Origin of the sequence: Vibrio sp. 10N.247.310.17 (genome assembly GCF_041466605.1) — a bacterium.
Taxonomy (GTDB): domain Bacteria; phylum Pseudomonadota; class Gammaproteobacteria; order Enterobacterales; family Vibrionaceae; genus Vibrio; species Vibrio tasmaniensis_A.
The window spans coordinates 110060-123453 of record NZ_JBFSTC010000002.1 but is presented as its reverse complement, the minus strand read 5'-3'; the positions used below and the strand labels follow the sequence as shown (position 1 = coordinate 123453).

The window sequence follows — 13394 nt, the reverse complement described above, 5'->3', positions numbered from 1 at the left end:
AAACCGGATGATTTGGAAGGGAATAGATTGTTCAAACAAACGTTAGGTGTTTTTTTATTTCTTTTTTATTCAGGCTCTTATGGTGTTTTAACTAATTCTGTTGTCTGGGGTTATAAAGTGATTACATTTTTATTTATTTTTTTGTTTTCTGTGAGCCTATCATGTTCGCGAATTCGACGGGGTGTCGGGTAACTCTAACAAGATTGTGCAGCACAGGAAGGCGTAACAATCTTGATTTGCATTAAGTAAGGTCAAGTAGTAATGGGCAATAAATTAATTCTAAGCATCGCAATGATGTCAGCATTTGCAGCAAACAATGTAATGGCAGCGGACAGTGGTTTGTATCTAGGTGGTGCCATTGGTACTTCTGGCGTCGATGATGGTGGACTATTTTCATCAATTAAAGAGCCAGTGACGTTTGAAGCAGAAGACAATGCTTACCGTATCATTGCTGGCTATAAGTTTAACCGTATTGTATCACTTGAGCTTCAGTACACGGATTATGGTGATGTGGTTGCTAAATATCCTTTAAGAAGCAACGCTGGCTTTACATGGACTCCTCAAGTCTTTTCGATTGCTGCAAACCTTGGTTATACGTTTGATAATGGCGTTCGCCCATTTGGTACAATTGGCTTATCTTCAATCGATCTCGATATGAAGTATGCAGACGGTTCACGTCCTTCAAGTTCTGATTTCGATGATTCAGGTGCAGGTGTACGAGTTGGTTTTGGCGTTGAGTACACCCCAGAAAAGCTATCTGAGTTAAGCCTGAGACTTGGTTATGAAGCCGATGCATTTACAGTAGAAGTTGACGAGGGCAACTCTTGGAACCGAAAAAAGGTAGAGAAAGATATCGTATTGGCTTCATTCTATCTTGGCGCAATGTACACATTCTAAGTTTCACACTTTGCTAAACGGTAAATCGGTTTCTAAATGGGGCGTCGGTTGGCTCAACCCGTTTGGCTAAAGTGGAAGGCCGCAGTTTTTGACTGCGGTTTTTTTCATGTTCAACTCAGGTAAGTCTCGCTTGAAGATGTAATCGAATAGCTAGGCTTCACGGATATGAGCGGTGACAGCAACGATGGCATGGTCAGTACTGAATTGGTCGTGTTCAAAGCTGGGATTGATGAGGTGATGGTCGAGCACTGTGTGGCGAGAGATCTCCATCAAGCTCGATGAGTTCTGACAATCGAACTCATTGGACATCAAAATGTAGTCCAGTACAGATCCAGACGCACCGTAGTAGTGCGTTGGTTTGCGTTGTTCGAGCAAATCTTGTTCATGCAATTGATGATAAATATCCCAGCTGTCTTTTAACCGGAAGTGGGAAAGCCAATGCTTGCTGTTTTCGTCTCTGTTTATTGAATAACTTAATAGCCCTTTAAACTCGTCGTTGAATAGAGGCTTATTAAAGTCACCCATTAACACAACAGGCTGATCGGTTTGGTAACGATGATTGGTGATGTATTGATGCAGCATCTGAGCTTCAAGGCCGCGCTGAACGCTAGATAACCAAGAGCCAAGTTGTTCTTGGTGGAAGCGAGTGAGCGTGTCACTTTGTGGTTTTTCACCTTGCTGAGCGTTATCCACATCGATAGATTCAATTCTTGGTTCCGTCGGACGTTGCGATTTGAAATGCACAACATAACAGTCGGTTGAACCTAAATGGGGTAACGTAATGGTGGCGTGAACAGGTGTTCGGTTGAATGAGAATTTGTCGCCAAGGTTGAAGGCTGAAAGTAGCTCTGAATCAGGCGTAACAGGCTGCACGTTTTCAATCGGGTAGCGGGATGCGATACCAACGACAGGTGAGGTGTATAGGTAATCATCTTCAACGTGTGCGCTATCGACCACAGCAAAGTATGGATAACCTAGCTTGTTCATCAATTGCTCTAAAGACTTCGGGCTAAATATCTCTTGAAAGCCAATCACATCACAATCTAATGAACGAATCGCTTCAGCCATCCAATGTTGCTTCTTCTGCCATTCTTCGAAGCTGTAGATGTTCTCAAAATCATAATACGCATTCGGCGGTTCGAGATAGTTCAGCAGGTTGAACGTTGCAAATGTTATGTGGTTTGGTTTGTTCAAAGTGTCATTCCATTTAGACCTAAGCAGCAAGGATACTCCAGTAAAGTATAGTTTGTTGATTATTTAGAACCTAAATTTCACTTTCAAAGCGAATCAAAGGGAATCTAAACCGTGGAGGCTTATGTCATTCTCGCTAGAGCAATCTCCTTCCCCCGTTCTTTCCAGCGCCACCAAGCTAATTAAAGGAATCAAAGCAATCAGCGCCAACTGCATCCAATAACTTCGAGCGGTGACGAGTTAATTGTAAATAAACCGTCAGAGATGGAGTGCTGATGGTTTTATTAGTTATTACATGATGTTAGATTTGAACCTATACTTGTTTTAACGGTGTGCATTCAAAGCCGGTTAATCAAGTTGAATATCGAATTCATAACATTTGAAGGGAGAGTCAAATGGGAACAGATTTCCGAAGCAAAGCCTCGCAGCGCACTCAGTTTTTCAGGTCTAATTTGAAGTCATGTGCAGTCATGCTGTCGCTAATTGCTCTATATCCCTCCGTTACACACGCCTCTGATACCGAATCAACTCCCGCTGTTACCGTTATTGAAACCACTCAACTGGTTGGTTTTGGTGAAGCAAAATATCCTGTCGACTTCACCCATTTCGATTACGTTAATCCGAATGCGCCAAAGCAAGGCAAAGTAACCTATGGCAGCATTGGTACCTACGATAGTTTTAATCGATTCGGTTCTCGCGGCGTTGCTGCCAGCTATACGGGTGAGATTTACGATACCTTGATGTTTTCTCCGAGCGACGAGATTGATGCGTATTATCCATTGATCGCTTCAAAGGTTCGCTACGCCAGTGATTTCACTTGGATGGAAATCGACATCAACCCAAATGCTAAATTCCAAGACGGTAAACCTATCACTGCGCATGATGTTGCTTTCACCTTTGACAAGTTTTCGAAAGAAGGTGTGCCTCAATATCGCGTGTATTACAAAGAAATCGAGTCAGTAACGGCTGTCTCTGATTCGGTTGTTCGTATTGAGATGAACAAGCCAAACCGCGAGAAGCTGTTTAGCTTTGCGCAAAGCACTCGTGTACTACCGAAACATTTCTGGAAAGACAGAAAGCTGTCTGAACCTCTAAGTGAGCCACCAGTAGGCAGTGGTCCCTATAAGATCATTAGCTACAAATCTGGTCAAAGCGTTACCTACGGTTTAGATGAAAATTACTGGGCTGCGGATCTACCCGTTAACGTTGGTCGCAATAACTTCAAGCAAGTGCAGTACGATTACTATCGCGATGACACCGTAATGCTGGAAGCCTTCAAAGCAGGGGAGTTCGATCTTCGAACTGAGAACTCGGCTAAGTTCTGGGCAAACTCTTACACGGGGGCGAACTTCGATAAAGGCTACATCATTAAAGAAGAGATCAACCATGAGAAGCCAGAGACGACTCAAGGTTTTGTCTTCAATATTCAATCTCCTGTGTTCTCAGATCCTAAAGTTCGAGAAGCGTTAACCTACGCGATGGACTTTGAGTGGATGAACAAGAACATGTTTTATGGTCAGTACAAACGTACTCGTAGTTACTTCCAAAACACCGACTATGAAGCGAAAGGCTTACCAAGCGCAGCTGAAGTTGAATTGCTGTCTCAGTACAAAGATCAAATCCCGCCAAGAGTTTTCACCGAAGAATTCCAGCCATCAGTCACCGATGGCAGCGGCCGTATTCGTAGCCAAATGCGTACTGCGTTCAAATTGCTGAAAGAAGCGGGCTGGGTATTGAAAGACAAAGTAATGACCAACGAAAAGACTGGCAAGCCGATGTCATTTGAGTTGTTGATTTACAGCCCAACCACAGAACGTATCGCAACACCTGTTCAAAAGAACCTGAAACGTATGGGGATCGAGATGAAGATCCGTACCATCGATACTACTCAGTACATCAAGCGTCTTCGTGATCGTGACTTCGATATGGTCTCTTCGTCATTTTCGGCAAACCCTTATCCTAGCCCGAACTTAATGATCGTTTGGAACTCTAACTACATTGATTCTACTTACAATACTGCAGGTGTAATGGATCCGGTGGTTGACGCGTTAACAGAAGAAATTGCGCGTAACCAACAGCATCCTGAAAAGCTTCTTACACTAGGTCGTTCACTTGACCGTGTATTGCAGTGGAATTTCTACAACATCCCGCAATGGCACGTTGGCGAGTACCGCGTCGCGATGTGGGACAAGTTTGAGCGTCCAGATGTATTGCCTAAATACGATTTAGGTATCGATACATGGTGGATTTCAGAAGAGAAGGCGGCATTGCTTCCTGAAAAACGTCGCTAGGAGTTAGTTAGCATGGCCGCGTATATATTTCGGCGTTTACTGTTGGTGATCCCCACGTTGTGGGCGATCATCACCATCAACTTTTTCATTATTCAGATCGCCCCGGGTGGTCCGGTAGAACAAGCCGTTGCTCAGTTAGAGGGGCATAACTCTGGAATCATGGAGCGCTTTTCTGGTGGTGGACAAGAAGTTGATTTAAGCGAAAGTGACCAAGCGTCTGCCAGTGGCTATAAAGGCTCGCGCGGGCTTGATCCTGAAGTGGTTGAAGAGATCAAAAAGCAGTTTGGTTTTGATAAACCGATTCACGTTCGCTACTTCGACATGTTGAAAAACTACGCGACCTTTAACTTCGGTGAAAGCCTGTTTAAAGGCGGCAACGTTATTGATCTCATCATCGAGCGTTTACCTGTATCCATTTCCTTAGGGCTATGGAGTACGTTAATCATTTATGTGATTTCGATACCCTTAGGCATTATGAAGGCGATACATCACGGATCTCGGTTTGATATTTGGTCGAGTGCGGTGGTGATTGTTGGCTATGCCGTACCGGGCTTCTTGTTTGCGATTATCCTGATTATTTTGTTCGCGAGTGGTAACTACTTCAGTTGGTTCCCATTGCGTGGGCTCGTGTCGAGTAACTTCGACCAACTCAACTGGTATCAGCAAATCGGTGATTACTTCTGGCATTTGGCTTTGCCTATTTTTGCAATGGTTATCGGTGGCTTTGCAACACTCAGCATGCTGACCAAAAACTCCTTCCTTGATGAAATCAATAAGCAATATGTGGTGACGGCGCGAGCGAAAGGTTTGGACGAGAGCAGCATTCTTTACAAGCACGTTTTCCGTAACGCGATGTTGATCATTATTGCCGGTTTCCCGAGTGCATTTATTAGTATTTTCTTCACGGGTTCTATGTTGATTGAAGTGATGTTTTCACTAGAAGGCATCGGTCTGCTTGGCTTTGAGTCGACCATTCAGCGAGATTACCCAGTGGTGTTCAGCTCTCTCTATATCATGATCTTGCTTGGCTTGGTGCTGAGCATTATCTCCGACCTGACGTATACCTGGGTTGATCCTCGAATTGATTTTGAAGCGCGTTAATGGCGAATGAATAAAAAGGTATTGATAATAAATGTTTAACAACCCTTTAGCTGAAGCTCGTTGGTTACGTTTTAAAGCAAACAAGCGTGGTTTTATCTCCCTTTGGATATTTACCATTTTGTTTGGATTGAGCCTGTTCGCTGAGATCATCGCCAACGATAAGCCACTCCTGGTTTCTTATGATAATCAGTGGTTTGTGCCGGTTATCAATGAGTATTCCGAAACCGAATTTGGCGGCGAGTTTGAAACCGAAGCGGATTATAAAGACCCTTATGTTATCGAACTCATTGAAGACAGCGGTTACATCGTGTGGCCCATCATTCCGTTTAGCTACGACACAATAAACTTCGATATTTCGGGCGCGGTGCCGTCGGAGCCTGACTCGGTGAACTGGTTAGGAACCGATGATAAAGGGCGAGATGTATTAGCTCGCATCATTTATGGGTTCCGTATTTCTGTCTTATTTGGCTTTATTCTGACGATTGTATCGAGCGTGATTGGTGTGGTTGTTGGGGCGACCCAAGGTTACTACGGTGGTTGGGTGGATCTGTTTGGTCAGCGCTTCATTGAAGTTTGGTCGGGCATGCCGACCCTGTTCTTGTTGATCATTCTATCGAGTTTTATCGAGCCGAACTTCTGGTGGTTGCTCGGGATTATGGTGTTGTTCAGTTGGATGAGTTTGGTTGGGATTGTGCGAGCTGAATTCCTACGTTGTCGAAACTTTGATTATGTAAGAGCCGCGCAAGCCATGGGCGTTGACGACAAACGCATTATGCTTCGCCACATGCTACCCAACGCGATGGTGGCTTCGTTAACCATGATGCCGTTTATCCTTTCAGGCTCGGTCACCACATTAACGTCGTTAGATTTCTTAGGCTTTGGTTTGCCTGCGGGTTCGCCTTCATTAGGTGAGCTATTGGCGCAAGGTAAAGCTAACTTGCAAGCGCCTTGGCTTGGCATTTCTGCTTTCGTCGTACTTTCATTGATGTTGACGTTACTTGTCTTCGTTGGTGAAGCGGTGCGTGATGCTTTCGACCCACATCAACAGAAGTAAGGATAGGTTATGACTTCAAATACAGTTCCTGCTTCAGGGTCAACAGCAGAGGCTTCGAATGCATCTCCAGTTCTGACCATAGATAAATTGTCTGTCGGGTTTGGGCGTAAAGACTCGATAGAACAAGTGACGCAAGACGTCTCGTTGGAGATATACAAAGGTGAGACACTCGCGCTGGTGGGCGAGAGTGGCTCCGGTAAATCGGTCACGGCTAACTCGATTTTAAAGCTGTTACCTAAAGGTTCATCGCACTACTTAAACGGTAAGATTAACTTCTCTGGCACCGATATTCTGAGTTGTTCTGAAAGGCAATTGCGAGGGATTCGTGGTGGTCGCATCGGCATGATCTTCCAAGAGCCTATGGTGTCGTTGAACCCACTTCATAGAGTCGGTAAGCAGCTGGTTGAAACTCTTTCTATTCACCGAGGAATGCGAACCAATAAAGCGCAAGCCTTGGCGATAGAGTGGCTTTCAAAGGTGGGTATTCGTTACCCAGAGCAAAAGATTTCAGCCTATCCTCACGAGCTATCTGGTGGAGAGCGTCAGCGTGTGATGATTGCGATGGCACTGATCAACGAGCCAGAGCTGCTTATCGCTGACGAGCCGACGACTGCGTTGGATGTATCAGTACAAGCGCAGATTCTCGACCTGTTAAAAGATCTGCAACAAGAGCTGGGTATGGCGATGCTCTTTATCACACACGATTTGAGTATCGTTCGTAAAATTGCCGACAGAGTGGCGGTAATGAAAGATGGTCGCTTGGTTGAAAGTAATGACTGCCATACCCTGTTTAATGCACCAGCTCACCCTTATACGCAAAAGCTTATCAACTCTGACCCGAAAGGTTTGCCCGTTCCAGTTTCTCCGGAAAGTGAACCTCTGCTCGATGTTAATCAACTTCGTGTTTGGTTCCCGATTACGGGCGGTTTATTCAAGCGAACCATTTCTCATGTCAAAGCTGTGACCGATATGGAGTTCACTTTGAAGAAAGGGCACTCAATCGGTCTAGTTGGAGAGAGTGGCTCTGGTAAATCAACAACTGGTATGGCGATATTGAAGTTGGTGGAGAGTGAAGGTTCAATTACCTACGCTGACGAACAAATTCAAGGCTTAAACCGTCAACAGATGCTACCGTTTCGAAGCCGTATGCAAGTGGTCTTTCAAGACCCATTCTCGGCGTTGAATCCAAGAATGTCAGTCGCTCAAGTGATTGGCGAGGGTTTGTTAGTGCATCAACAATTGGATGAGAACGAGCTTGACCAACGCATCTGCGACGTAATGAAAGAGGTCGACCTAGACCCAGAAACTCGTCACCGTTACCCAAATGAGTTCTCTGGCGGCCAAAGGCAGCGTATCGCGATTGCTCGTGCTTTGATTCTGAAGCCAGAGTTTATCTTGCTAGATGAACCTACGTCTTCGTTAGACAGAACCGTTCAAGCGCAGGTGCTGGATTTGCTGAAGTCACTTCAAGAAAAGTATGGTCTGACTTATCTCTTTATCAGTCATGATCTGAATGTCGTGAAATCCTTGTGTCATTACACCATCGTCATGAAAGCGGGCGAGGTAATAGAGAAGGGTGACACAGAAACCTTATTCGGCAATCCCCAGCATGAATACACCAAGCAACTTGTCAGCCTTTCGAATGTTGGTGGTGCGGTATAAAGTGGGTGCGTAACGAGAACAAAAGAGTGCTCGGTGAATTCAACATGGTCATTTAGTTGTTTTAAGATTACACTGCGCCCAATATTTCAGAAGTACATATTTAGGTAGAGGTCACCATGGACCAAGAACATTACGAAGACGCTGACTACGAAGGTCAAGAGCTGGGCGAAGAAGGCGAAGAGATTGAGATTGAAGCAATTGGTATTGATGTATCGTCTCAGCCCATCGAACTCTACAAAGTGTTTAAAATTGCTAACTTAGTGAGTGGTGGCGGTGAAGCTAAACACATCATTTCTGAAGGTTATGTAGCGGTTAATGGTGAATTAGAAACTCGTAAACGTCGTAAAATGTACGATGGCGACTTCTTTGAATTCAACCAAGAGTACTATGTAGTGGTGTGTGATCAGCCAGTACAAGAAGAATCAGAACAGCCGAAAAAGAAAGAAGCGCCTAAAAAAGAGAACAAGGCGAAGAAAGGTCAGTCTAAAAAGGATTCTAAGAAGAAAGAATCTAAGAAAAGCAAAGCAGAAATGCTAAGCGCAACGGCTGAACCAAAGAAAGAGAAAAAAGAGAAGAAAGAAAAAAATCCGAAAAAGAAAGCGGATACGCCAAAGCCAACACGTGACGACAAAAGCGGCCGTAACTCGATTGAATTCTTTTAAACTACAGTTCTAAACGACTGCTCTAAACTGCTTTTCTAAAACGAATCTTTTAAAACTATTCGTTTGAACATCAAGCAACGTTAGACCTAGGTTTTACGTTACGCAGATATCAAAAGGCTCACTAGTTAGTGAGCCTTTTTTGTATTTGTTAGCACAGCTAACGGCCAATAACGCTTATTCTCAGTGTCGAGTGCGAGAAGACGTCAGTTCTGATGCGCGAAGCTGAGCAACGGCTTTTGCGAGTTCAAGCTGAGCTTGTGCAAAGTTGATGTCTACATTGCCCTTATTGATATTCTCTAGGGCTGCATATTTCGCTTCTTCTGCGCGAGCGCGGTCAATATCTTGGCCGTGCAAGGCAGTATCGGCTAACACCGTTACCACATCCGGCTGAACTTCTAGCATCCCGCCAGAAACATACAGCACTTGCCCCTCTGATTTAGGATCTGTGACAAACACTGTTACGCCTGGCTTTATTTTACTGAGAAGCGGGGAGTGACCGGGGCGGATCCCCAGCTCACCATCAGCGCCAGAAACGGCTAAGGCATACGCTGGACCTGAAAACAGCGTACCTTCCGCACTTACAATATTAAGTTGAAATGTATTATCTGTAATTCCGATAGCCATGGTGCACCTGCCTCTTAGAGTGATTTTGCTTTGTTAAGCACTTCGTCGATAGAACCACAGTACAAGAATGCTTGCTCTGGGATATCGTCATATTCGCCGCCTAACAGGCCTTTAAAGCCTCTTAGTGTTTCGCTTAGCGGTACAAATACACCTTTCTGACCAGTAAACACTTCGGCTACGTGGTAAGGCTGAGTTAAGAAACGTTCAATCTTACGAGCGCGAGATACGGTCTGTTTGTCTTCCGTAGACAGCTCATCCATACCAAGAATCGCGATGATGTCTTTTAGCTCTTTGTAGCGTTGCAGCGTTGTTTGGACTTTTTGTGCAATGTCGTAGTGCTCTTGACCAACCACAAGCGGGTCCAATTGGCGAGATGTTGAATCCAATGGGTCGATTGCAGGGTAGAGGCCTAATGCAGCGATATTACGAGACAGTACAACGGTCGCATCTAAGTGAGCAAAGGTTGTTGCTGGCGATGGATCGGTCAAGTCATCCGCAGGTACGTATACCGCTTGGATAGACGTGATAGAGCCTTGTCTAGTCGAAGTGATACGCTCTTGAAGCACACCCATCTCTTCAGCGAGTGTTGGTTGGTAACCTACTGCTGAAGGCATACGACCTAACAGTGCTGACACCTCAGTCCCCGCAAGCGTGTAACGGTAAATGTTATCAATGAACAACAGTACGTCACGACCTTCATCACGGAAGCGCTCAGCCATAGTCAGGCCTGTAAGTGCAACACGTAGACGGTTTCCCGGTGGCTCGTTCATTTGGCCGTAAACCATGGCTACTTTGTCTAGTACACCCGCTTCTTTCATCTCGTAGTAGAAGTCGTTACCTTCACGAGTACGCTCACCAACACCAGTAAATACAGAGAGACCTGAGTGGGCTTTTGCGATGTTGTTGATAAGCTCCATCATGTTGACGGTTTTACCTACGCCAGCACCACCGAACAGACCGATTTTACCGCCCTTTGCGAACGGACAAATAAGGTCGATAACCTTAACGCCGGTCTCAAGAAGTTCAGTGCTGTTTGCTTGTTCTTCATAAGAGGGTGCTTCACGGTGAATTTCGTAGCTTTCTTTTTGACCGATTTCACCGCATTCATCGATGGGCTGACCTAGAACGTTCATGATACGGCCTAAAGTTTCTACGCCCACAGGAACGGTGATTGGAGAACCGGTGTTTTCAACAGTTAGGCCGCGGCGCAAGCCATCTGACGTACCCATTGCTATACAACGAACGATACTGCCACCCAGTTGTTGCTGAACTTCCAATACGAGCGAGCTTGCTTCCTCGCTAGTCACTTTCAATGCATCATAAACGCGTGGGCTGTTGCCGCCGCTGAACTCGACGTCTACCACCGCGCCGATAACTTTAACTATTTTTCCAACACTCATCTCTAAATCCTCAAATTCTATTCTTAACCCGCTCTTTTCTGCCTTTAGACAGCTTGAGCACCTGAGACTATTTCACTCAGTTCTTGGGTGATGGCAGCCTGTCGCGCTTTGTTGTATACCAACTGCAAATCATCGATGAGTTGGCCTGCGTTATCGGTCGCCGCTTTCATGGCCACCATTCGGGCTGCTTGCTCACAGGCAATGCTCTCTACGATGCCTTGATACACTTGCGATTCAATGTATCGATGTAACAGCTCAGAGAGGATGTCTCTTGGTGCTTGTTCATAGATGTAGTCCCAACGACGTGCTTTTTTCGCGCCTCCATCGGCCTCAGAATCTGAAGGGTGTGGCAGCAACTGCAAGGTCGTTGGTTCTTGAACCATGGTGTTGATGAACTGGTTATAAACGAGATACAAGCTGTCGATTTTTTCGTCGTCGTAATGCCCTAGCATCGCGTTAACCGTACCTAAAATGTCTTCTAATTTAGGCGCGTCACCAAGGCCTGACGTTTGCGCGATAACATTGCCGCTGCGTTGGAAGAACGAGATAGCCTTAGATCCCACTAAGGTTGTTTCTACCTCGACTCCTTTGGTGCGCCATTGCTCCATTTCTTCTAACACTTTCTTGAACAAGTTCGAGTTCAAGCCACCACATAAGCCCCGGTCGGACGAAATAATGATGTAAGCAACGCGTTTTGGTTCACGCTGTTGAAGGTAGGGATGCTGGTATTCCAGCGACCCTGATGCGACATGAGAGATAACTTTGCGCATGTTCTCCGCATATGGACGTGTTAGCGTCATATTGTCTTGAACCTTACGCATCTTACTTGCCGCAACCATCTCCATTGCACTGGTGATTTTCTGAGTGTTACTAACACTGCCTATCTTGGTGCGAATTTCTTTAGTATTTGCCATTATCTGCTCCTAATTTGTTTTGATTTCCAGCCAACAAACCGGAGCGTTTACCAAGCTTTCAACGCTACAAAGTCACCGAGAAGCTTTGCAAGAGCGCCATCAATTTCATCGTTGTAGTCACCATTAGCGTTGATGGTGTCGAACAACTCTGGGTTTTGACCTTTTGCGTAAGCAATCAATTCTTCTTCAAAACGTGCAATTTTGTTCAACTCTACGTCAGCCAAATAGCCTTTTTCTGCTGCATAGATAACCGTTGCTTGCTCAGCGACAGACATCGGCGAGTATTGCTTTTGCTTCATCAGTTCGGTTACACGCTCACCATGGTCAAGCTGCTTACGCGTCATGTCATCTAAGTCAGAAGAGAACTGAGCAAATGCGGCTAATTCGCGGTATTGAGCTAATGATGTACGGATACCACCAGACAGCTTCTTGATGATCTTGCACTGCGCTGCGCCACCCACACGAGATACCGAGATACCTGGGTCAACAGCAGGGCGTAGGCCTGAGTTAAACAGTTGGGTTTGTAGGAAAACCTGACCATCAGTAATTGAGATTACGTTGGTTGGTACAAACGCAGATACGTCACCCGCTTGAGTTTCAATGATAGGAAGCGCCGTCAGTGAGCCTGTTTGGCCTTTTACTTCACCGTTCGTAAACTTCTCTACATATTCCGCATTCACTCGTGCTGCACGTTCTAGTAGGCGTGAGTGGAGGTAGAATACGTCGCCAGGGAAGGCTTCACGACCCGGTGGGCGTTTCAGTAGCAATGAGATTTGACGGTAAGCGACGGCTTGTTTTGATAGGTCATCATAGATGATCAGTGCATCTTCACCGCGGTCACGGAAGTATTCGCCCATGGTGCAACCTGCATAAGGTGCTAGGTATTGAAGCGCGGCTGATTCTGATGCTGATGCTACAACAACGATGGTATTTTTAAGCGCATCGTGGTCTTCCAGTTTACGAACCACGTTAGCGATGGTTGAAGCTTTCTGGCCAATCGCCACGTACACACATTTGATGCCAGAATCTTTTTGATTGATGATTGCATCGATGGCTAGCGCCGTTTTACCTGTCTGACGGTCACCGATGATAAGTTCGCGTTGACCTCGACCGATAGGCACCATGGTGTCAACGGCTTTATAGCCTGTCTGAATTGGCTGATCGACGGACTTACGCTCGATTACGCCGGGTGCAATTACTTCAACTGGGTCGAGTCGGTCACAACTCACTGGGCCTTTGCCATCGATTGGCTCGCCTAATGTGTTCACTACACGGCCAAGAAGTCCATTACCGACAGGTACTTCTAAGATACGACCTGTCCCTTTCACTTTCATACCTTCAGAAAGGTCAGTGTAGGGACCCATAACCACGGCACCGACTGAGTGCGTGTCAAGGTTAAGAGCAAGAGCGTATTTGCCACCTGGAAGCTCGATCATCTCACCCTGCATGACATCCGCAAGGCCGTTAATGGTAATGATGCCGTCACGAACCGAGACTATAGTGCCTTCGTTGCGAGCTTCGGTGCTCACATTAAATTTCGAGATGCGATCTTTGATTAGATCGCTGATTTCATTTGAATTTAATTGCATAATTGTTAC

General features: G+C 45.6%; 11 protein-coding genes. 6 read left to right on the top strand and 5 right to left on the bottom strand.

Annotation, left to right across the window (positions count from 1 at the left end; genetic code table 11):
* Positions 1 to 261 precede the first annotated feature (261 nt).
* Complete coding sequence (locus AB6D80_RS01275; RefSeq protein ID WP_009844909.1) at positions 262 to 897, top strand: porin family protein; 636 nt, start codon at positions 262 to 264, stop codon at positions 895 to 897.
* 150 nt (positions 898 to 1047) lie between these two features.
* On the opposite strand, the gene AB6D80_RS01270 is transcribed toward AB6D80_RS01275, so the two are convergent.
* A complete protein-coding gene (locus AB6D80_RS01270; protein WP_372187577.1) occupies positions 1048 to 2091 on the bottom strand; it encodes an endonuclease/exonuclease/phosphatase family protein in 1044 nt (347 codons plus the stop codon).
* A gap of 392 nt (positions 2092 to 2483) precedes the next feature.
* On the opposite strand from AB6D80_RS01270, the gene AB6D80_RS01265 reads away from it, so the two are divergent.
* The 5 genes from AB6D80_RS01265 to AB6D80_RS01245 all read left to right on the top strand — a co-directional run bounded on the left by AB6D80_RS01265 (position 2484) and on the right by AB6D80_RS01245 (position 8858).
* A complete protein-coding gene (locus tag AB6D80_RS01265) occupies positions 2484 to 4379 on the top strand; it encodes an extracellular solute-binding protein (protein WP_269335102.1) in 1896 nt (631 codons plus the stop codon).
* Between the two features lie 12 nt (positions 4380 to 4391).
* Complete coding sequence (locus AB6D80_RS01260; RefSeq protein ID WP_372187575.1) at positions 4392 to 5480, top strand: microcin C ABC transporter permease YejB; 1089 nt, start codon at positions 4392 to 4394, stop codon at positions 5478 to 5480.
* Positions 5481 to 5511: 31 nt separating this feature from the next.
* On the top strand, positions 5512 to 6534 hold the full coding sequence (locus AB6D80_RS01255) for an ABC transporter permease (RefSeq protein ID WP_012600800.1): 1023 nt from the start codon (positions 5512 to 5514) through the stop codon (positions 6532 to 6534).
* 9 nt (positions 6535 to 6543) lie between these two features.
* Positions 6544 to 8196, top strand: coding sequence for a microcin C ABC transporter ATP-binding protein YejF (yejF, locus tag AB6D80_RS01250; RefSeq protein WP_371701076.1), 1653 nt, complete (start codon positions 6544 to 6546; stop codon positions 8194 to 8196).
* A gap of 116 nt (positions 8197 to 8312) precedes the next feature.
* Positions 8313 to 8858: an RNA-binding S4 domain-containing protein gene (locus AB6D80_RS01245; protein WP_371701078.1), complete on the top strand. Its 546-nt coding sequence runs from the start codon at positions 8313 to 8315 to the stop codon at positions 8856 to 8858.
* A gap of 180 nt (positions 8859 to 9038) precedes the next feature.
* Here the strand turns inward: AB6D80_RS01245 and AB6D80_RS01240 are convergent, their stop codons facing one another.
* The 4 genes from AB6D80_RS01240 to atpA are packed head-to-tail and all read right to left on the bottom strand — an operon-like array spanning position 9039 to position 13385.
* The gene (locus tag AB6D80_RS01240) at positions 9039 to 9482 is read right to left on the bottom strand and encodes a F0F1 ATP synthase subunit epsilon (protein ID WP_004730391.1); all 444 of its coding nucleotides are present in this window, start codon (positions 9480 to 9482) and stop codon (positions 9039 to 9041) included.
* 14 nt (positions 9483 to 9496) lie between these two features.
* Positions 9497 to 10882: a F0F1 ATP synthase subunit beta gene (gene atpD / locus AB6D80_RS01235; RefSeq protein ID WP_108195932.1), complete on the bottom strand. Its 1386-nt coding sequence runs from the start codon at positions 10880 to 10882 to the stop codon at positions 9497 to 9499.
* 44 nt (positions 10883 to 10926) lie between these two features.
* On the bottom strand, positions 10927 to 11796 hold the full coding sequence (gene atpG / locus AB6D80_RS01230) for a F0F1 ATP synthase subunit gamma (protein ID WP_009844931.1): 870 nt from the start codon (positions 11794 to 11796) through the stop codon (positions 10927 to 10929).
* A 47-nt stretch (positions 11797 to 11843) separates the two neighbouring features.
* A complete protein-coding gene (atpA, locus tag AB6D80_RS01225) occupies positions 11844 to 13385 on the bottom strand; it encodes a F0F1 ATP synthase subunit alpha (protein ID WP_009844932.1) in 1542 nt (513 codons plus the stop codon).
* Positions 13386 to 13394: the final 9 nt, after the last annotated feature.

What these genes read in the sequence shown, in the direction of transcription:
- AB6D80_RS01275 (WP_009844909.1), top strand. Translation starts at nt 262, where the DNA reads ATGGGCAATAAATTAATTCTAAGCATCGCAATGATGTCAGCATTTGCA.
- AB6D80_RS01265 (WP_269335102.1), top strand. Translation starts at nt 2,484, where the DNA reads ATGGGAACAGATTTCCGAAGCAAAGCCTCGCAGCGCACTCAGTTTTTC.
- AB6D80_RS01260 (WP_372187575.1), top strand. Translation starts at nt 4,392, where the DNA reads ATGGCCGCGTATATATTTCGGCGTTTACTGTTGGTGATCCCCACGTTG.
- AB6D80_RS01255 (WP_012600800.1), top strand. Translation starts at nt 5,512, where the DNA reads ATGTTTAACAACCCTTTAGCTGAAGCTCGTTGGTTACGTTTTAAAGCA.
- yejF (WP_371701076.1), top strand. Translation starts at nt 6,544, where the DNA reads ATGACTTCAAATACAGTTCCTGCTTCAGGGTCAACAGCAGAGGCTTCG.
- AB6D80_RS01245 (WP_371701078.1), top strand. Translation starts at nt 8,313, where the DNA reads ATGGACCAAGAACATTACGAAGACGCTGACTACGAAGGTCAAGAGCTG.
- AB6D80_RS01240 (WP_004730391.1), bottom strand. Translation starts at nt 9,482, where the DNA reads ATGGCTATCGGAATTACAGATAATACATTTCAACTTAATATTGTAAGT.
- atpD (WP_108195932.1), bottom strand. Translation starts at nt 10,882, where the DNA reads ATGAGTGTTGGAAAAATAGTTAAAGTTATCGGCGCGGTGGTAGACGTC.
- atpG (WP_009844931.1), bottom strand. Translation starts at nt 11,796, where the DNA reads ATGGCAAATACTAAAGAAATTCGCACCAAGATAGGCAGTGTTAGTAAC.
- atpA (WP_009844932.1), bottom strand. Translation starts at nt 13,385, where the DNA reads ATGCAATTAAATTCAAATGAAATCAGCGATCTAATCAAAGATCGCATC.